The organism is Acetobacter pasteurianus subsp. pasteurianus LMG 1262 = NBRC 106471, assembly GCF_000285275.1.
GTDB lineage: Bacteria > Pseudomonadota > Alphaproteobacteria > Acetobacterales > Acetobacteraceae > Acetobacter > Acetobacter pasteurianus.
Map to the genome: position 1 here is coordinate 1 of NZ_CADO01000025.1, position 19,721 is coordinate 19,721.

General features: G+C 46.4%; 17 protein-coding genes, 1 pseudogene and 1 other annotated feature. Of the genes and pseudogenes, 14 read left to right on the top strand and 4 right to left on the bottom strand.

What is annotated here, in order from left to right; all coding sequences use genetic code 11:
- On the bottom strand, positions 1-239 hold a 239-nt coding region (locus APA10_RS06295; protein ID WP_035367372.1), incomplete at its 3' end, for a transposase.
- Between the two features lie 93 nt (positions 240-332).
- Between APA10_RS06295 and APA10_RS06300 the strand changes: the two genes are divergently transcribed.
- A complete protein-coding gene (locus APA10_RS06300) occupies positions 333-569 on the top strand; it encodes a hypothetical protein (RefSeq protein WP_003630577.1) in 237 nt (78 codons plus the stop codon).
- Between the two features lie 263 nt (positions 570-832).
- Here APA10_RS06300 and APA10_RS06305 read toward each other — a convergent pair whose 3' ends face one another.
- The 3 genes and pseudogenes from APA10_RS06305 to APA10_RS15540 all read right to left on the bottom strand — a co-directional run.
- Positions 833-1,339, bottom strand: a complete 507-nt coding sequence (locus APA10_RS06305) for a flavin reductase (RefSeq protein ID WP_003630578.1) — start codon at positions 1,337-1,339, stop codon at positions 833-835.
- A gap of 18 nt (positions 1,340-1,357) precedes the next feature.
- Positions 1,358-3,163, bottom strand: a complete 1,806-nt coding sequence (locus APA10_RS06310) for a TonB-dependent receptor (RefSeq protein WP_231111063.1) — start codon at positions 3,161-3,163, stop codon at positions 1,358-1,360.
- A gap of 123 nt (positions 3,164-3,286) precedes the next feature.
- Positions 3,287-3,820: pseudogene (locus APA10_RS15540) on the bottom strand (Plug domain-containing protein); the annotation flags it as partial.
- Between the two features lie 266 nt (positions 3,821-4,086).
- Between APA10_RS15540 and APA10_RS06315 the strand changes: the two are divergent.
- From APA10_RS06315 to APA10_RS06380, 13 genes are all read left to right on the top strand, one after another.
- Complete coding sequence (locus APA10_RS06315; protein WP_050923553.1) at positions 4,087-5,322, top strand: acyl-CoA dehydrogenase family protein; 1,236 nt, start codon at positions 4,087-4,089, stop codon at positions 5,320-5,322.
- A gap of 37 nt (positions 5,323-5,359) precedes the next feature.
- Positions 5,360-6,766 (top strand): LLM class flavin-dependent oxidoreductase, encoded by a 1,407-nt coding sequence (locus APA10_RS06320; RefSeq protein WP_003630582.1) that lies wholly within the window; start codon positions 5,360-5,362, stop codon positions 6,764-6,766.
- Complete coding sequence (locus tag APA10_RS06325) at positions 6,738-8,060, top strand: MFS transporter (protein WP_157999365.1); 1,323 nt, start codon at positions 6,738-6,740, stop codon at positions 8,058-8,060. The genes APA10_RS06320 and APA10_RS06325 overlap by 29 nt, the downstream gene beginning before the upstream one ends.
- A gap of 18 nt (positions 8,061-8,078) precedes the next feature.
- Positions 8,079-8,960 carry a TauD/TfdA dioxygenase family protein gene (locus APA10_RS06330; protein ID WP_003630585.1) on the top strand — a complete coding sequence of 294 codons (882 nt, stop codon included), beginning with the start codon at positions 8,079-8,081 and terminating at the stop codon, positions 8,958-8,960.
- A 449-nt stretch (positions 8,961-9,409) separates the two neighbouring features.
- Positions 9,410-9,631, top strand: coding sequence for a hypothetical protein (locus APA10_RS15570; protein ID WP_003630586.1), 222 nt, complete (start codon positions 9,410-9,412; stop codon positions 9,629-9,631).
- Positions 9,586-9,702, top strand: a sequence feature (AL1L pseudoknot). (Overlaps the previous gene by 46 nt.)
- Positions 9,703-9,923: 221 nt before the next feature.
- A complete protein-coding gene (locus tag APA10_RS06345; RefSeq protein WP_174714371.1) occupies positions 9,924-10,694 on the top strand; it encodes a DUF1028 domain-containing protein in 771 nt (256 codons plus the stop codon).
- 58 nt (positions 10,695-10,752) lie between these two features.
- Positions 10,753-12,012: a flavin-containing monooxygenase gene (locus tag APA10_RS06350; RefSeq protein WP_035366256.1), complete on the top strand. Its 1,260-nt coding sequence runs from the start codon at positions 10,753-10,755 to the stop codon at positions 12,010-12,012.
- Positions 12,012-13,493 (top strand): aldehyde dehydrogenase, encoded by a 1,482-nt coding sequence (locus APA10_RS06355; RefSeq protein ID WP_003630592.1) that lies wholly within the window; start codon positions 12,012-12,014, stop codon positions 13,491-13,493. The genes APA10_RS06350 and APA10_RS06355 overlap by 1 nt, the downstream gene beginning before the upstream one ends.
- Before the next feature lie 137 nt (positions 13,494-13,630).
- Positions 13,631-14,038: a RidA family protein gene (locus tag APA10_RS06360; protein WP_003630593.1), complete on the top strand. Its 408-nt coding sequence runs from the start codon at positions 13,631-13,633 to the stop codon at positions 14,036-14,038.
- A 121-nt stretch (positions 14,039-14,159) separates the two neighbouring features.
- The gene (locus APA10_RS06365; protein WP_003630594.1) at positions 14,160-15,554 is read left to right on the top strand and encodes a purine-cytosine permease family protein; all 1,395 of its coding nucleotides are present in this window, start codon (positions 14,160-14,162) and stop codon (positions 15,552-15,554) included.
- On the top strand, positions 15,554-17,170 hold the full coding sequence (locus APA10_RS06370; RefSeq protein WP_003630595.1) for a GMC family oxidoreductase: 1,617 nt from the start codon (positions 15,554-15,556) through the stop codon (positions 17,168-17,170). Before APA10_RS06365 ends, APA10_RS06370 begins: the two co-directional genes overlap by 1 nt.
- On the top strand, positions 17,167-18,321 hold the full coding sequence (gene argE, locus APA10_RS06375; protein ID WP_035366259.1) for an acetylornithine deacetylase: 1,155 nt from the start codon (positions 17,167-17,169) through the stop codon (positions 18,319-18,321). Before APA10_RS06370 ends, argE begins: the two co-directional genes overlap by 4 nt.
- Positions 18,322-18,413: 92 nt before the next feature.
- A complete protein-coding gene (locus APA10_RS06380) occupies positions 18,414-19,340 on the top strand; it encodes a LysR family transcriptional regulator (RefSeq protein WP_174714370.1) in 927 nt (308 codons plus the stop codon).
- The last annotated feature ends 381 nt before the right edge of the window (positions 19,341-19,721 follow it).

Genomic DNA, 19,721 nt, shown 5'->3' on the forward strand with positions numbered 1-19,721 from the left:
GCCAGGCCCATGATCCGCTGACGGACAAGGTCTTCAACCCGGTATTCCACAAAGGCAGGATGCCGCTCATCGCGAAAACATGCAGCAAAACGGCGACTGAACCCCAGACTATCATCGACCTGCTTTACCAGGATGACACCGCCATCCGAACTCATGCGACCCCCGTCAAAACGGGCTACAACACGCCGTCCACAGGAGGCTGGAAAATCATACGCGCTTGCGCTACACTGTGTCTGCATCGGGTTTTCTTGATGATTATGGAAATTTCTTTTCTACAAAACAGACTTTTTCATAATCTAACCCGATGTACAACCCTTCTGTGAGATTTCCGCGTGGATGACCCGGACGGTGGTAGGGAGGCCGCGCAGGCCATCCGTTCGCTGATCGGCGGGATCGTGCTCAACCCCGGTGAGAAGCGGGGCGAGGTCCATATCTCTCTACGCGGCGAACTGATGGGTATTCTCGATTTCGCCCATACCAACGGAAACAAAGGGGAAACCCGTTTTATGACAGCGGGGGAAGCAGGCCCCCGCAACCATCTCAAATTGCGATCTTGGATCAAAGCGTGAACGCATACCAACGTTCGCGCTTTTTTGCGTTCCAGACGCAATCGTCAGGATGCCGGCCAGATCGCCACGCACGTCAATCCGCATGCCATCAACAGCCGCCGTGCCCTGAACTGTCCCGGGTTTATCGGAGAGTAAAACTTTCGGATGATGAGCCCTATGACAGAGAAGAAGAAAACATCGCGTTATTCGCCTGAGTTCCGTGAGAGCGCCATGCGCCTTCTAGACGAGTATCACTCGGATTATCTTCAGTAAAACACCTCTTATTAAACTGTGTAGGCTATTTTTTTGCAATACCAGACCAAGCCGTTTTGGGGCTTATGTTCATAAACAATATCAACCACTGAGGCGATAATGATTGTGTGTGTTTGTGCCTCAATGGTCTGCGCAATAGTGCAATCAAAGGATACTGTGGCACCGATAAGTAGAGGTGCACCGCTATTGCGTTTATTCCATTTTGCAAGGGCAAATCGCTCAGCCTGTGTTAGGGCGCGGTTACTAAAACCTGCGCATAGTGCTTCTTGCGAAGGTGCTAGCACATTAACGGAAAGACATTGATGCGCGAGAATATGGTCATGCGCAGTTGTGCTTTTATTGACACAAACAAGCAAAGTGGGTGGTGTATCGGAAACACTGCATACTGCAGTAGCTGTAAATCCATAGCAGCCATTTTTGCCATCTGTTGCAATAATACAAATAGCACCAGGTACAAGAGACATACCATTGCGAAAGGTTTGGGAATCGACTGTAGGTAAAAGTGTTGTGTGTGACATGAAATTTGTTTCCAATTTTTAGAAATCAATCTGAACAGTACCAAAATATTGTCGAGGAGCGCCTAAAACGACGGACTGATAATCTCCAGACATGGGAAAGCCATTTTGCCCCATTGTGGAGATGTAATGCTCGTTGGTAATATTATAAACATTAAAACTTAAAGAAGCATGTTTGATAACATTACCTACTTTCCCTTGGTTAAACAGTGGCGTTAGGTCGTATCTCGCACCGACATTTGTTAGCCAATAGGCTGGCACTTTTTCATCCCCAGTATAACTGAGGTTTCTGGTGCCTATATATTGTGTGTCAGCATGTATTTCGGCATCTCGCCATTTGTAGGAAATCTGACCTTTGTACATCAACCGTGGATAGGCAACTACCTGCTTACCTTTTAACCCATAAGTTACGTTTCCAGAACTTGTTGTTTCTGTAACGTTATCTGAGTAAGTTGCATGATTATAACTAATGCTACTGGCAAGTTGTAGTCCCTCCAATGGCCGTAGCACAAAGCCTGCATCTACGCCGTTCATGCTTACGCCACCAACATTTTTGATAACGGTATATGGATTATTGGGATTGCCGGTTGAAATCTGTTGCAAGCGGTTGGAAAAATCTGTGTGATACGCATAAACATTCCCGGTAATAAGGTGGGATGTATAACGATACCCTACAGCGTAATTCCAATCAGTTTCTGATGTCAAACCGGCTTTAGATGCATCAAAGGCAGCTTGTGTTGTTGCAAAAGGTGAAGCTCCACTATTGTAACCTGCCACAGGTAGAACCTTCACATTATTGGCAATATCAAAATAAAACTGATGCCCCGGCAAAAAGCTCCATTGGCCACTAATATGCGGCAGAAATGGCTTACTTGTGGTAATACCATCGCCACCGGCAATGGCATCTGTGCGAGTATAGGTGGGCCAGTTTGCCAACTGCCCTACGCGCGTGGTGTTAAGCACTGACCGAAAGCCAAAGTGGAATGCCAAATTAGACAGAGGATGATAAGTGTCTTGCAGGTAAGCAACAAATGTATTGGTATTAAAAACCTGCTCATATTCGCGCTGATAAGGAGATGTTAGGTGCATGCCATCAACTGGGCGTGCATTGCCGGAAAGAACGTCTTCTAACAAAGGTTCTTCATAAGCTCTTTTATCGGCAACAAATTTTGTGTTTTCGTACCAGACGCCACCGTTGATTTCATTTTTGGAAATTGTGTATGTCAGAGAAGAAAGCAAACCAAATCTATTGGTACTTGGCATGGTAGCCTGCTCAACAAAAGGTGCGCCATTCGGAGATGAAATAAGCGGGCTTGTAACCGTTCCAACTTCCCACGAGCGATGACCATAAAAAGTAGAGTTCCAACGCAATCTATCTGTAAGCGCAAGATCAGCATTTACACCGCCAAAATATTGCCGCTGATTGCCCGCACCATCATAAAAAGAAGCCGTATATGGGCTAGAAAGATTTTGGTAAGCGGCTGGCACACTGCCTCCAAGCATACCATTGGAGGCAAGAGCAAGACGGTATGCTGTTTCATAACCATTGGGTGTGCCAGCAAGATTATCAATATGATAGCCGCCGTGGCGGAACATATTCATACTGTAGTCCTGATAATTCTGCATTTCTTCATCAGCATAGTTGAAAAAAGCAGTTAGCTTGCTTTGTTCTCCAATAGGGTGCAGCAGCTTGGCATTCACCTGCTGCATGAACTGATTTTGTCCCCCGCGCCATTTATCTGTGTCATTCCGCATATAGGACACATAAAAACGTGTGCCTTGTTTATTCAGGTCACCACTATCTGCCCGCACAAAGGTATGAAACATGGAGTTGCTGCCAAAAGTTTGGCGCACAGTGCCCCCAGCTTTATGTGATGGATCTCGGGAAACAAACTGCACGGTTCCACCCAGATTACTGATACTGGCAGCTCCTTCGGACCCAGCGGAGGCAGATACGTCTAGCCGACTGATATTTTCGGAAGAAATAGCGGCGGAAGGACTAAGACCATTGGAATTGCTCCATAATTGCCCCCCTAAAGGCATGCCATCTAATGTCATGCCAATCTGGGATTGGTCAAAACCGTGCATCAAAAAGGATTGTCCCCATAGGTTCAGGCCTTGAGGGTCCGCAGAGTTATACATGACCCCGGGTAGGGTAGTGAGTGCTTTTAAGGCGTTAGTACCAGGCGCATAATTCGCAATTGTCGAGGCGGAAACGGGGGTAACAACCCAGTTGGCTTGCCTTTGCCCCTGTATATTCACGTGCTCTACAGAATGTGCATCAACGGCTGTGATGGTTTTCCTTTTTTGTTGAGACGTAACGGTATTACGTACCGCTGTCGGAGAATGTTCAGCATCTGGCTTGCTTTGTGCATGAGCCAAGTTTTCTGCCCAAAATACAGAGGATACAGCAAGCGCAGTTGTGGTGGCGTAGTGCCAAGCTCTTTTTGATTTCACTTTCGACTCCAGAACATGGCATTTCACGTTAATTTTTAGTTGTTATGAGATTCACAAAACAATGAATCGGAATCGTTAATTAGAATGCATTTACATATAAATACGAGTCAATATGATAAAATGATAAATATCGTAATTATATGCTTGTTTGTGTAGTGGAATATGTGCCTAATACGAATATTGAGAGTGATTCGTGGGCATGGAGACCCCTCCATGTGATTCGGGAAAACCTCTTTTCATAGAAAGAAAATTATAAACCGAATGGTAAAACCATTCTGCGCAGGAGGTTTAAGGTGTTGAAGCGAAATAGATCTGTTGAGCAGGAGCGGGGCGCTGTTTTATGGGAGGAGGCGTTTCCTCTGCAATATACGACAGAGATAAGTGGATATGCCCCATTATTGGAAGATATTCGCCAGCAGTCTGCTAAGGCTGAGGTTGAGCGTGTGCTTCCTTTTGAGGCTATCAAGCGGCTCAAACAAAGTGGTTTTACAGCTTTACGAGTGCCTGCCCAATATGGCGGGCTTGGGCGCCCGCTTTCTGAATTGTTTTCTGCTGTTATTGATTTGGCAACGGCAGATTCAAATGTGGCTCAGGCCCTGCGGGCACATTTTGGCTTTGTAGAGCATCTGCTGTTTGAGCAACCTTCAGCTTATACAGACCAATGGTTTGAGCGCGTTGGAAAAGGGGAAACGGCAGGGGCCGCAGCAGCCGAAAAAGGGGCAGGGCGAGATCGCTTTGCCACCACGGTCTCCCGCAAGAATAAACATTTTGTAATCAATGGAAGCAAATTTTTTACAACAGGCTCTCTATATGCCGATTGGTTAACTGTTACCGCCTCTACAGAGGATGGACAAACAGTTAAATGCCTAGCATCCCGCCATGATCCTGGGTTGGATATTGTTGATGATTGGGACGGGGTTGGTCAGCGATTAACAGCAAGTGGCACAGCACATTTTCAAGATGTGCAGGTGCATGATGATATCTTGCGTTATGGCAATACCGAGTTTCCGTATTCTCAAGCATTTTTCCAACTTTATCACCTCGCAACAGTGGCTGGCATTACGCAAGCGGCGGCTTTGGATATTGCGGGGGCAGTAAAAAACAGAAAACGTGCCTTTAGCCACGCTAACCACGAATTACCTGCGCAAGATCCTCAAATTCTGGAAATTGTGGGGCAGGTTGCGTCTGCCGCGCATGCGTCCAGATCCATTGTCAGGCACGCAGCAGAAGCACTGCAAGCAGCGGTAGATAAAAAGGATGGAGATAGAGGGCCAGATATTATCAAGGCAGAACTTGAAGTCTGGCAAGCTCAGGAAATTATCTTCCCGCTTACGTTAAGTGCAACCTCTTTGTTGTTTGATGCTTTGGGGGGTACGGCAACGCTTCGTGGCGCTGCTCTGGATAGATATTGGCGCAATATCCGTACAATTGGTTGCCATAATCCACGGGTCTATCGCACCAGAATTGTGGGGGATTACTTGGTAAACGGCAATTCACCGCCTGGTCAGTGGCGTGTGGGAGCTGTCTGAACGTCCATTTTACCATTTCTTATTTGGAAATCTCAGTATGGCTTATACGGCACAAAAAACAGATCCGATCATTCTCAATGCGTTTACCATGGCAACCGTGTCTCACCTTAATTACGGGCTATGGCGTCATCCACGCGATAAAACATATAGATATACAAGCATTGAGTATTGGGTTGAACTTGCGCGATCTCTAGAAACTACTGGTTTTGATTGCCTGTTTATAGCAGATGCCTTAGGGCTGATTGATGTTTATAGTGCTACTGCCGCACCTTCTCTCAAGCATGGTATTCAGTCACCTTTAATTGATCCACTCTTGCTTGTTTCTGCTATGGCTGCGGCAACAAAAACGCTGGGATTTGGCGTTACGCTTTCCACCACATATGAACATCCTTACCAAGCAGCACGTAAGTTCAGCACGTTGGATCATATCACTAATGGGCGTATTGGCTGGAATGTTGTGACGTCTCAGCAAGAGAGTGCTGCGCGCAATCTTGGGTTAGGCCACCAGATGGCCCATGATGAGCGTTATAATCTTGCTGATGAGTTTATGGAGGTAACTTATAAGCTTTGGCAGGGATCTTGGGAAGATGCTGCTGTTATACGGAATATTGATCTGGAAAAAAGTGTTTATACAGATCCCTCCAAGGTGCATGCTATTCAACATAAAGGTAAGTATTTTACAGTGCCAGATGGGCATGTTGTACAACCAAGCCCGCAGCGTGTGCCTGTAGTGTTACAAGCAGGTACGTCTACCCGGGGGGCAGACTTTGCTGCTAGACATGCCGAAGTTGTTTTTGTTGTAGGGGCAGGTGCAAGTGGCGTGAGAGAAAATGTGCGTCGTATTCGTGCTCTGGCAGTTAAGTATGGAAGAAAACCAGAAAACATAAAATTCATTACAGCAGTTGCTGTCGTGACCGCAGAAACAGATGAATCTGCATGGGAAAAGTTTAAGGAATATTATGAATATTATGATCCTATAGCATCAATTATCCATTATTCATCCATGACTGGCGTAGATTTTTCGCAAACTGCACCAGACAATGTACTTCGTTATCAAAATACAGAAGCCAGCCAATCTGTTTTACGTCAATTTGATCCTCAGGTCAGTGGGCGTCAATGGACATTGGATCAGGCGGCTAATCCGCAAAATGGATTTGGGCGCGCACGTACATTTATAGGCTCAGCTACAACCGTGGCGGATGATTTGGAACAGTGGCTGGATGAAACCGAGACTGATGGCATCAACCTGATTCAGCTTGTTAATCCAGAAAGCTTTGAGGATTTTGGCCGCCTGGTTATTCCAGAACTTAAAAAGCGTGGGCGTATTCGGGGAAATCAAGGAGCAACATTAAGGGAAAGGTTGTTTCCTAATAACGAAAATGGCCGACCCTCAGCAGATCATCCGGCGGCACGCTATGCGTTTGATCAGAAAATTCCAGCCTGAAAGAAACAGTCTGATGGTGCAATTCTTACCACAAGCAGGAAAAACGCCACGTGATTTTGGTATGCAGTATCTGGGGCTTTTGTTCTTTATGATTGGAGATGGTGTGGAGGTTGGTTACCTATCACCATTTCTGGTCTCCTCGGGCATAAGTGAGCATCAGGTAGCATTTATTTTTACTTTGTATGGTTTTGCTGCGGCCATTTCTGCATGGGGCGCTGGATTGCTGTGCGAGTATGTGGGTTGCCGCAAGGTGATTATTGCAGGTGTGGTATTATGGGTTGTGCCACAAGTGCTTTTTTTGGCATGGGCGCTTCCATCGCATACAGCATGGGGTATCTTGCTTACGTACAGTATCAGAGGGTTCGGATATCCTTTATTAGCATACGGTATTCTCACGCTTATTGTTAAAGAAGTACATGCAGAGCAAAGAGGTCTGGCTTCAGGTATTTTCTGGTTTTGCTTTACGTGCGGGCTGCCTACACTTGGCACTGTTGTAGCTGCTACAAGCTTACCAATACTAGGAGAATATCTTACTTTTTGGGTTGCGCTAGGCATTGTTATACTAGGTGGCAGCCTGAGTGTAATTGCTTTGCCCAATAACTCGGATCAACCAAAGGCTTTATCTATACATCAGGATAGACGTTTTTTGCAGTTTCTAAAGGACGGATACGCATATCCTTCTTTGTTGCTTGTATGCATTATCAGAGCGATTAATTCAGCGGCTACGCATGGTATTATTGTGTTCATGCCATTCTATTTTGTACAAACGCTTGGATTGTCAAACGAATTATGGATTCATTTCTTAGAAACAATTTTTGCCAGCAATATCGTTTTTAACGTGATTTTAGGAGCCGTAAGTGATCGTTTATCCTGGCGTGGAACTGTTTTGTGGGCTGGTGGCATAGGAAGTAGCTTTGCTTGCGCCCTGCTATATTGGGTGCCGGCATTATATGGGCATAGCCATCCGTGGAGCGTGTACGTATCCGCAATTCTGTTTGGCCTCACATTAGCCGGATATGTTCCGCTTTCAGCCTTAACGCCTTCTCTTTTGCCAGAAAAGAAAGGGGTTGCTATGTCGTTCCTTAATCTGGGGGCTGGATGCAGTGTATGGTTGGGGCCTCTTATTGTTTATATTTTTCAGCCATTTGTTGGCGTTGCGGGCGTTATCCATATTTACGCATTTCTCTTTTTTGTAAGTGGCATTCTGGTGTCGCTCATCAAGCTTCCACAACCAGAAGGCAGGATCCTGCATAACCAGAATTCTTCCTCAATGTTTTCTCCTATGCAACTTTAACCAAGAGGAAATACTGCAATGTCTGAAACACTCAATACAGAACATCTTGTTGCTGAAAAAGTTGGATCACGGTTAGGGGCTATTCTTCATGGAATAGATGCAAAAAAGGAACTCACAGATAATCAAAAAGAATTTTTAAATAAGGAACTTGTGAAAAATAAAGTTATTTTCCTAAAAAAACAGTTTTTAAATGATGAGCAACATGAACGTTTAAGCCGTGTATTTGGTGAACCTATTCTGCATCCAACCATAGCACCACCCAAGGGTACAAAATATACGTTTGAGCTTAAGTCTCGTTATGGGCGTTCAACAGATTCATGGCATACAGATGTTACGTTCACAACGGATTATCCAAAGGCTTCAATTTTGCGGGCTTTACATATTCCGCCATACGGGGGCACAACAATTTGGGCAAATACCGCAACGGCATATGAGGCATTGCCTGCACCATTAAAAGCATTGGCAGATGTAGCGTGGGCTATTCATTCTAATGATTATGATACGAATTATTATAAATTTGATAGACGAAAAGAAGAAATATCGGCTTTCAGGAAAGAATTTATATCTGACATATATAAAACAGCTCATCCTGTTGTAAGGGTTCATCCAGAAAGTGGAGAAAAGAGTCTGGTATTAGGGCATTTTGTTATCGGATTAGACGGATTTTCTACCAGAGAAGCAAATGCACTTTTCGAAATATTTCAGAGTTATATAACAGAAATTGAAAATACCGTCACATGGCGATGGGAGCCAGGGGATGTGGCAATATGGGATAATCGTAGCACCCAGCATTATGCTCCTGCAGATTTTGATCAACACCGTAGGGAATTAAGGCGTATTACAGTTAGGGGAGACGTGCCTATAAGCATAGGTGGAAAAAAAAGTTATTATATTGAATGAAATAAATGAATAATGAAATATGTTCACGTAAGTGAGGTATATTAATTATTGAATATATTCATTTAATATCTATTGCGCGATAATATACAAAAATGGGTTGCTTGTCTGTAATATCTTCAAGCAGACAGGCAACAAGACTTGTTTGTCAATAGGGCATGGTTTTTAACTGAAATTTATTGATACAGAAATAAGAGTAGATATACTCAAACTATCTTCATTAAGGTGGAGGGATTGAAAACCCATTGATTGACGTCTTAATTGTCTGATTTCATGCGAAGTGGACGTTGATTGATGGCTTTTGCGCGATGATTTGCGTTCTGTGTTGAGCGTAGAGTAGTGTTTTTTCGTGCTGACTTGCCATGTGATGCTGGTGATCCTTTCGTGGGACAGAAAGCGGCGCATATTATAGACGATATTGGTGAGTTCGCTCCTCACGATGGTCTGCGGTGATGATGATTGCGCCCATGCTGGATATTCACCCTGACATGCTGTCAAAATGGACTCGTCTGCATGATCGGGCTAATGCGCCTGCGGTGAATGACCTACCTGATCGGGAGAAGATCAGGCAACTGGAGCGAGAAAATCGCGAACTGCGGCAGGTCAATGGAATCTTGCGTAAGGCGTCGGCATATTTTGCCCAGGTGGAACTTGACCGTCAGTTCAGGCCATGACGCACATCATGGATGAACACCGGCAGACATATGGTGTTGGGTCAATCTGCAAGGCTCTGCCGATTGCGCTATCTGTCTATTATGCTTGTGTAGTCAGCCAGAACGGCAAAGAGCTGTGTAATGAAATTTTCAGGGTAACTGGCGACACGCTTTGGAGCAGAACTGATATCATCTTGCCGCTTTATAAACTTCTTATAAATAAGCAACCCCACGTAAATAAATAACCCCACGGCATTCCCGACGTTAGATATTTTTTGGATCAGAAAAACAAAAGCACAACCTCCAAAAGTCAATGTTTCGGTTTGGGAATGATGGTGGCACCGTAAGGTTATACCCGACGCCTGCTGTCTGGTTAGATTATGTCTCTTCAGAAAGGGGTTCTTCCATGACCTTTTCAATCGTGGCGCGCTGCTCACAAAGTGGACAATTCGCGGTGGCTGTATCTTCATCCTCTCCTTCTGTTGCTGCGCGTTGTGGGTTTGCACGAGCAGGGGTGGGAGCTGTTACAACGCAAAATGTAACGGATCCGCGCCTTGGGCCATGGGCACTGGATCTACTAGAGGCAGGAGCATCGGCTACAGAAGCGCGCGATATCATTGTACGCAACTGCACTTTTCCTCATTACCGACAAATGAGCTTAATTGACCGTGAAGGTCGCACAGCGGTGTATTCCGGAAGCAAAGCGCTGGGGCTGAGCACTGATCTGTGTGGCGTGAACATTGCATCTGCCGGAAATCTTCTCGCCTCTAAAGGCGTAGTGGAAGCCATTGTCCGCAGCTTTGAACAATCGGGAAAAAGCAAAGAACTGGGAGCCCGCGTTATTGCGGCCATGAAGGCCGGACTTGCGGCAGGAGGAGAGGCAGGCCCCGTTCGTTCAGCCGGGTTGCAGGTGGTGGACCAAGAAGCTTGGCCCTTAGCCGATCTGCGTGTGGACTGGGACGAAACTCCGATAACAAAGCTGGAAGAATTGTGGGCCATTTGGCAGCCCCAAATGCATGACTATGTCACACGCTGCCTTAACCCAGAAGCTGCGCCATCTTATGGCGTTCCTGGTGATGAGTAAAAAATAAGATTCTTGATTTCTTTAAAAATTATCTATTTTTTTGGAAGAAGACACCAATATGACCATCGAGAAAACAGAAGTTCTTGTAGTCGGGGCTGGTCAGGCTGGCATTGCCATGAGCGAACATTTGCGCGGCTATGGCATTGAACATGTAGTGCTTGAACGTAACCGCGTGGCAGAACGGTGGCGCAGTTGCCGGTGGGACTCTCTCGTGGCCAATGGTCCAGCATGGCATGATCGCTTTCCGCATTTGGAATTTCAGCATGATGGCCCGGATGATTTTGTTCCTAAAGAGCGTGTTGCTGATTATCTTGCTGCATATGCCCAAAAAATCGATGCTCCCATTCGTTGTGGGGTAGAGGTAAAAGAAGTGCGGCGTAACGCTGGGCGTCTTGGCTTTACTGTGGAAACATCGGAAGGTGTTATTGAGGCCAAGGCTGTTGTTGCTGCTACAGGGCCTTTCCAAATACCTGTTATTCCTTCTGTAGTTCCAGAATCTTCCGGTATCGTCCAAATTCATTCAGCATCTTATCGTAATCCTGAACAACTGCCTGAAGGTGCTGTTTTGGTTGTAGGTGCAGGATCTTCTGGCGCACAAATAGCTGAGGAGCTGATGCGGAGTGGCCGGAAGGTTTATCTGTCTGTCGGCCCGCATGATCGTCCTCCTCGGCATTATCGTGGGCGTGATTTCGTATGGTGGTTAGGTGTTCTCAATAAATGGGATGCAGAAGCAACGCCGGGGGTAGAGCACACAACAATTGCCGTAAGTGGCGCAAATGGTGGGCATACGCTTGATTTTCGGCGTCTTGCATCTGAGGGTATGACACTTCTTGGGCGTACCGAGACGTTTCATGATGGCGTATTAACTTTTGCCCCAGATCTGGCCGAAAATATTGCCAAAGGGGATGCAAACTACCTTTCCTTGCTAGGGGAGGCAGATACATATGTTACGCGTAATGGTCTTGATCTGCCAGAAGAACCTACAGCTCGTGATATGCTGCCAGATCCAGAATGCATGAAGCATCCGGTTTTAGAGCTGGATCTGCAAAATGCTGGTATTAACACCATTATATGGGCAACTGGTTTTGGAGTAGATTATAGCTGGTTAAAGGTGGAAGCGTTGGATGAGCAGGGGCGTCCACACCACCAGCGTGGCGTTTCTGCTGAACCTGGGATCTATTTTCTTGGTCTGCCGTGGCAGACACGCCGTGGCTCGTCCTTCATATGGGGGGTGTGGCATGATGCAAAATATGTAGCAGATCACATTGCCAAACAGCGTGGTTATATGGCCTACAAGCCATCGCGCGAGGAGGGATAATGAAAAGCCTATCCTATTATACACAGCGCGCCGATGCTCTGAAATTTCGTAATAATTGCTGGATTGATGGGAAATTTGTACCCGCCAGATCTGGAAAGTGGTTTGAAGATGTAAATCCAGCAACGTCATCTATTCTGACACAGGTAGCACGAGGAGGCGCAGAGGATATTGATAGGGCTGTAAAATCAGCCCGTCGGGCGTTTGAAGATGGGCGGTGGTCTCGTCTTACTCCGGGCGCTCGTAAGGAAACACTCCTACGTCTTGCTGTGCTGATACGTGAACATCTTGATGAATTTGCGCTTCTTGATACGCTGGATATGGGGAAGCCAATTTCCGAGACCACGAATGTGGATGTGCCTGGGGCGGCGCAATGCCTACAATGGCATGCAGAGGCTATAGACAAGCTATACGATGAGGTGGCTCCAACGGGGGGGCGTGATGTTGCGATGATCCGGCGCATACCTCTGGGGGTAGTTGGGGCTGTGGTGCCTTGGAATTTTCCGCTGGACATTGCTATCTGGAAATTAGCTCCAGCCCTTGTAACGGGCAATTCCGTAGTTCTTAAACCAGCAGAACAATCTCCACTTTCTGCTTTGCGCCTGGCGGAGCTTGCAGCCGAAGCCGGTCTACCCGGTGGCGTTCTGAATGTGGTGCCAGGTCTGGGGGAAGAAGCAGGGCAGGCGCTTGGCCTGCATGATGATGTAGATTGTCTGGTTTTTACGGGCTCCACCACAGTGGGTAAGTTGTTCATGCGCTATGCAGGCGAGAGCAACATGAAGCAGGTGTGGCTAGAAACAGGCGGGAAAAGCCCCAACATTATTTTCCCGGATGCAAATCTTGATGTTGCGGCAGATCAAGCTGCCTTTGGAATTTTTTTCAATCAGGGGGAAGTCTGTTCTGCAAACTCACGCCTGTTGGTGCATGAGTCTATTGTAGATGAAATGATTGAGCGTATGCGGCTGCGGGCTGAAGCAATTATCCCGGGAAATCCGCTAGACCCAGATACAAAAATGGGCGCTATGGTGGATAATCGCCATGCAGCACGTGTTGCAGAGTTTTTAAACTCTGGTCGGGAAAGTAGCCGTCTTGTTGCGGGGGGAAATCGTATTACGGTTGGTGCGTCAGACGCCTTTATTCAGCCAACAGTTTTTGCAGATGTGCCTCGGAATACTTTGATCGCACGTGAAGAAATTTTTGGGCCGGTCCTGGCTATTCAAACATTTCGCGATGAAGAAGATGCTCTTCAGCTAGCGCATGATACGCCTTACGGTTTGGCTGCTTCTGTCTGGACACGAGATATTGGACGGGCGCTTGATCTTTCGGAACGACTGCAGGTTGGCTCGGTTTCTGTGAATACCGTAGATGCTCTTTCTCCCATGACACCTTTTGGTGGTGTTAAGCAATCAGGTTTTGGGCGAGATTTATCACTGCATAGCTTTGATAAATACACCGCGCTGAAAACAGTTTGGATTCAGTACTAACATCAGGAATTCAGAAGTGGAGGGTCAGAAATAATTTCTTTTTCTGATACCTCAAAACATTCCACAATCGCAATGTGATCGTTTGATACGTGCGGTGTCGCCGTATCGAAACAGTTCATACAGGAGACACATAGATTATGGCTCATACTCGTCTTCGTCCCTTCAATACGAAGGATACCTATCCCGAGCAGGAACTTGATAACGATCTTTGTCAGGCCGTTATTACGCAAAATACAATCTATCTGCGCGGGCAGGTGCCTCAGGATCTTGATACACGTGAAAATGTAGGGGTTGGAGACCCGGTGGCTCAAGCCGAAAAGGTAATAGATAATATTGAACTTTTGCTATCTGAAGCAGGCGCAAAGCTAACAGATATCTGCAAAGTTACAGTATATCTCACAGATATTCGCTACCGTGAAGCCACTTATCGTGTATTGGGGCGCCGCCTGAAGGGCGTATTCCCTGTATTTACAGGGTTGGTTGTTGTGGCTCTTGCGCGCCCAGAATGGCTGATTGAGGTAGATGTTATCGCTGAGCGTGAATGATTGCGAACACCCCGCTGCGCTTTGGCGGGGGTTTTTATGTCTTGATAATGTTGCGATTCCAATATGATATCCTGCATACAAACAGCAATTGCTGCCGAATGCCAGAGGAAGGAACCGTCCGATGACTGACACCACGACGGCACGAGGGCCAGAAGCTCATACCATTTATCAAATCCCACTTGATCAGCGGCATGGTCGTCCGCGTGATTTGTTTACGGTGTGGTTTGGCTCAAACATCATGATGCTGACCATTATCACAGGCGCGCTTGCAACAACTGTGTTTGGTCTGCCTTTCTGGCCCGCTATGCTTTCGGCTGTCTTGGGTAACATGATTGGTGGTCTGTTCATGGCGCTGCATGCAGCACAAGGGCCACAACTTGGTGTGCCGCAAATGGTGCAAACACGCGGGCAGTTTGGTTCAGTAGGGGCCATGGCTGTTATCTGCCTGGTTGTGATAATGTATGTTGGCTTCTTTGCTTCCAATCTCGTTTTGGGCGGAGAATCTCTGCACACTGTTGCAACATTTTTGCCTGAAAAAACATGCGTTATATTGCTCGGCCTCGTCAGCTTGATTGCTACTATTTATGGGCATGATCTAATCCATGCCTATACGCGGTTTATGACGGTTGTATCCGGCATTGCATTGGTTTTGTGTTTCGTATGGATACTGTGCATTAACGGTGTTTCATCTGCCACGCTGGCCCACGGCACATTTACCCTCTCTGGCTTTCTTGGCGGTTTGTCTACTGCTGCTTTGTGGCAAATTGCTTACGCGCCTTATGTTTCAGACTATTCGCGTTACCTGCCTCCGGGCACCGGTAACCGTCAGGCATTTATGGCAAGCTATTGGGGATGTGTGCTGGGCTCGCTATTCCCCATGATTCTCGGTGCACTTCTGGGTGTCATTGCGGGTGGGGGCGATGTGGTCGCTACACTTACAAAAGAAGTTGGCCCACTTGCACTTTTTATTATTCCCGTTCTGTCATTGGGTATTGCTTCTACAAACGCCATGAATCTTTATTGTGGTGCGTTGTCGGCCATTACAGTTATTCAGACCATCTTTCCTTCATGGAAAGCCACGCATGTCGGGCGCGCAGGTACGGCTGTTGTTCTGTCTGGCCTTTCTCTTCTTATCGCTCTCGGCACAGAAGCAAACTTTATGGAGGAATACACAAACTTTATTCTTCTACTGCTTTACGTCATGGTACCATGGACTGCGATCAACCTTGCTGATTTCTATCTGATCCGACATGGCGAATATGATGTTGCCTCTTTTTTTCGGGCTGATGGGGGCATTTATGGCCGTTACTGCTGGCCCGCGTTGAGTGCCTATGTGTTTGGTATCCTTATCCAGATCCCCTTTGTTTCAAACGGTCTTTATACCGGTCCGATAGCTACCATGCTTGGTGGGGCAGACATTTCGTGGATTGTAGGGTTGATCTTTGTGACTGTGTTTTACGTCTGGCTGATGCGGCATGAACGGCATACGCAGCCTGTTGCAGGGAGTGCAGAATAATGAGTGGCCAGAACGATTTTCCGACAGAATTTGATTTCATTATCGTAGGTGCTGGTGCTGCTGGCTGTGTGCTTGCCAATCGTTTGAGTGCGCGAAGCAATTTGCGTGTAGCGCTTCTGGAAGCAGGGCAAGCAGACAATACACCGCGTATTCATGTTCCAGCCGGCACAATCTCACTTTATAAAAGCCGTAAATATACCTATCAGTATTATTCCACGCCGCAGAAATATTTGAATAATAGACGCATCCATGTGCCACGGGGCCGCATGTTAGGTGGATCTTCCTCCATGAACAGCATGATCTACATTCGTGGTGCGCGTTCGGATTACGATGGTTGGGAGGCCATGGGCTGCACTGGTTGGGGGTATGACGCAGTACTAAAATACTTCATGCGGGAAGAAGATAATCATCTGCACCAAGACCCGCATTTTCATGGCACGGGTGGTGAATTGGTTGTAGATCAGCCGCGTGATCCATTGGGTGTTTCGCGCCTGTTTATTAAAGCTGCCGAAGAGGTGGGGCTGAAAGAGAATACTGATTTTAATGGCGCAAAACTTGATGGCGTAGGTATTTATGATGTGACGCAAAAGGACGGAAAACGCTTAAGTGCTTATCGTGCTTTTGTTGCGCCTGTGCGTTCCCGCCCAAATTTGCATGTTGTTACTGGTTGCAAGGTTGTTTCCCTTGTAACTGATGGCAAGGAAGTGCAGGGCGTCACCATAGAGCGGAATGGGCAGTTTCATGTTCTGCGCGCTCGGCGAGAAACCATTCTTTCCGCAGGGGCTATCGGATCACCACATCTGCTTATGTCATCAGGCATTGGTAACGCCCGCGAACTTTTGGCTGCAGGCGTGCCAGTTGTGGCTGATCTGCCAGAAGTGGGGCGCAATCTGCAAGATCATGTTGATGGGTTGGTTACCATCCGCTCTGATTCAGCTTCAACGCTTGGCTTTTCAACAGCTTCACTCTCCTCTGTTGTGCCATCACCTTTGCAATTTCTGCTTAAACGTAAGGGCTGGCTGACAACAAACTATGTAGAAGCTGGAGGTTTTGCATCCACACGTTACGCCAAGGATGTGCCAGATATTCAGTTTCATTTTGTGCCGGGTTACCGTAGCCATCGTGGACGGTTGTTTGAATGGGGCCACGGATTTGCCCTCCATACATGTGTGCTACGACCTTATAGCCGCGGGAGCATTCGCTTGGCACGTGATGGAAGCAGGAACCCAGACATTGATTTCAATTTCCTTTCTGATGAAAGAGATACGCATGTGCTGCTGGAAGGCGTAAAACTGGCGCGTTCCATTCTTCGTGCATCTCCTTTTGATGCGATACGAGGCAAGGAAATGGCGCCCACAGCCAATATTCAGACAGATGATCAATTAATAGAGTATTTGCGCGCATCGGCAAGCACAGTGTTTCATCCCTCAGGTACCTGCCGCATGGGAGCAGATGATACGAGTGTTGTAACGCCTGATTTGAAGGTGCGTGGACTAAAAGGCCTACGCGTAGCGGATACATCCATCATGCCAACGTTGGTAAGTGGCAATACCAACGCACCAACGATGATGATTGGAGATAAGGCATCCGATATGATTTTGGCGGATGCCGTATGACCTCAATGTATGATCTATCTGTGCAAGACATTCTTTCACAGTTGGTAGCTTTTCCCACTATCTGTCGCACAGAAAATCAGAACCTTATTGATTGGGTTGAAGAATTTCTGCGTGCATGTGGGGCGCGTTGCCTGCGTGTGCCAGGTGAGCAGGCTGGTCGTTTTAATCTGCTGGCCAGTATTGGGCCGGACACTCCAGATGGCATTGTGCTTTCAGCTCATAGTGATGTTGTGCCCGTAGAAGGGCAGCCATGGACAACTGCCCCTTTTACCCTGACTGCACATGATGGAAACCTATATGGACGCGGCACAAGTGACATGAAGGGTTTTCTCGCTTGTATGTTGGTGGCCGCGCGGTATGCTGCCCAAAAAACAACCCTGCGAGCACCGTTGCATTTGGCTATTTCGTATGATGAGGAGATAGGTTGTGTAGGAGTGCACTCACTTTTACGCTCTCTGGCTGCTCATAAATTTCAGGCGCGAGGATGTATTATTGGGGAACCCACCAATTTACATGTGGTATCTGGCCACAAAGGTAAACTGGCCGCACGCATTGTTTGCCACGGTCTGGCTGCGCATTCGGCCAATCCTGCACGTGGTTCTAACGCCATTCTGCTTGCATCAGATATGGTACAGGCCATTAAGTTCCTGCAAGATGAATTGCAAAACAATGGTGCGCAAGATGAGAGTTTTGAGGTACCATATAATACCTTACAGGTTGGGCTCATCCGAGGCGGTGTTGCGCTGAATATTGTGCCAGATTTGTGTGAAGTGCACTTCGAGATGCGTTTATTGCCCGGAGTAGATCCTGCGCTCTATATTGAACGATTAAAGCAGGAAGGAGCTCGTCTCTGCACAACGTATCCCTCTGCACGTATAGAGATTGAAACACTTAATATATATCCAGGATTAAACACACTGGATGGTACGCCATTTTTGCAGGAGATTATGGCTATTACAGGAGATAATGCGCCTTCATATATTGGATTTGGCACAGAAGGTGGGTTATTCAAGGAATATCTTGATATACCGGTAGTGGTTTGTGGACCAGGCTCTATTGATCGTGCGCATAAGGCAGATGAGTTTATTCGTTTGGATGAATTATCTGCGGGCGTTCAGTTCGTAGAAAAAATAGTAGAGAAACTTCTATAAAAATAAACCGACATGGAAGATTTTTACATTAGAAGGTTTGAACAGCATGATGAGAAAATAGGTGGTTATCAAGCACTACCTAGAAGGAGACGTTGAAGGTGAAGTTTTCTTTGCGGCAGATTGAATATTTTGTCGCCACGGCAGAGCTGGGTTCCATTGTGCAGGCTTCTCGCCAAATTCCGATCTCTCAGCCTGCAATTTCTGCCGCTATCGCGCATCTTGAAAGCGTGTTTGGGGTATCACTTTTTATACGCCATCATGCACAAGGTCTGTCTCTTACCGCAGAGGGACGTCTGGTTTTACAGGAAGCGCGCACACTTTTATTGCACGCTCAGGAATTGGGAACCTCTCTGAACGGTATGCTCAAGCGTGTGCAAGGGGAAGTGACGGTGGGTTGCATGACAACGCTATTTCCTCTACTTGCGCCAGATCTTATTCAGAATTTTTCGGTTGCTTACCCGGAAGCACGCTTGCGCGTCATTGCCGGACATCATGAAGAACTGATAGATAAACTCCGAAATGGCGAAATATCAGTCATGATTGGCTATAACATGACATTGCCCCCTATGATAGGTTTTCAGCCGCTTTCTGCACTGCTACCATATGTATTTACTTCAAGTGATCATCCATTAGCTGCAAAAGAATGTGTACGGTTGCAAGATCTGGCAGATGAGCCTTTTCTTTTGCTTGATCTGCCTTTTTCGAAGGAATATTTTCTACAGTTGTTTGCTTCAGCGGGAATCACACCATGTATTGCAGGTCATTATCCAAGTATGGATGTGATCCGTAGTTTGGCTGCAAGAGGTGTGGGCTTTGGGTTAGGAAATGCGCGCCCACGAAATCAGCAGGCACTGGATGGCAAATCTTTAGCTTATCTAACATTAGAAGATGAATGCGCACCACTTTTGTATGGACTTTTTACAATTGTAGATCAGAAATTTCCTTTTCGTGTTTCAGCTTTTTTGGATATGTGTGAACAAGATCTTTCTGGAAAGCCATTGCCGGGAACTCTGAATTAGCAGATTTTCTTCCTATAAGTTTTGGTGCAGAAGGAAGCGTAAATTGGGAGGGCTGTCTAATTAAAAATATGCCTCAGTTTTCCAGAAATGGAAAATAGGAAAAAATTACGCTATATGATTTTAATTTATATTGACCAAAATTATATTCATAAACTACTATTTTAAAATAATGTATTTTAGTAATAAATATATATGTTTTGCATTTATATTATTTCATGATTGTAAAATGTTCCAGATATGAAGATCATAAAGAGTATTCTTCGAGAGGGAGTGAATTTTTTTTGCCCGAACTATTTCGTTATCGTTATGACTTTTTGTGCAAAGTAGGTGATACATGCGACAGACCCTGACCGATCGAAGTGCCTTCAAATTTGTATTGCT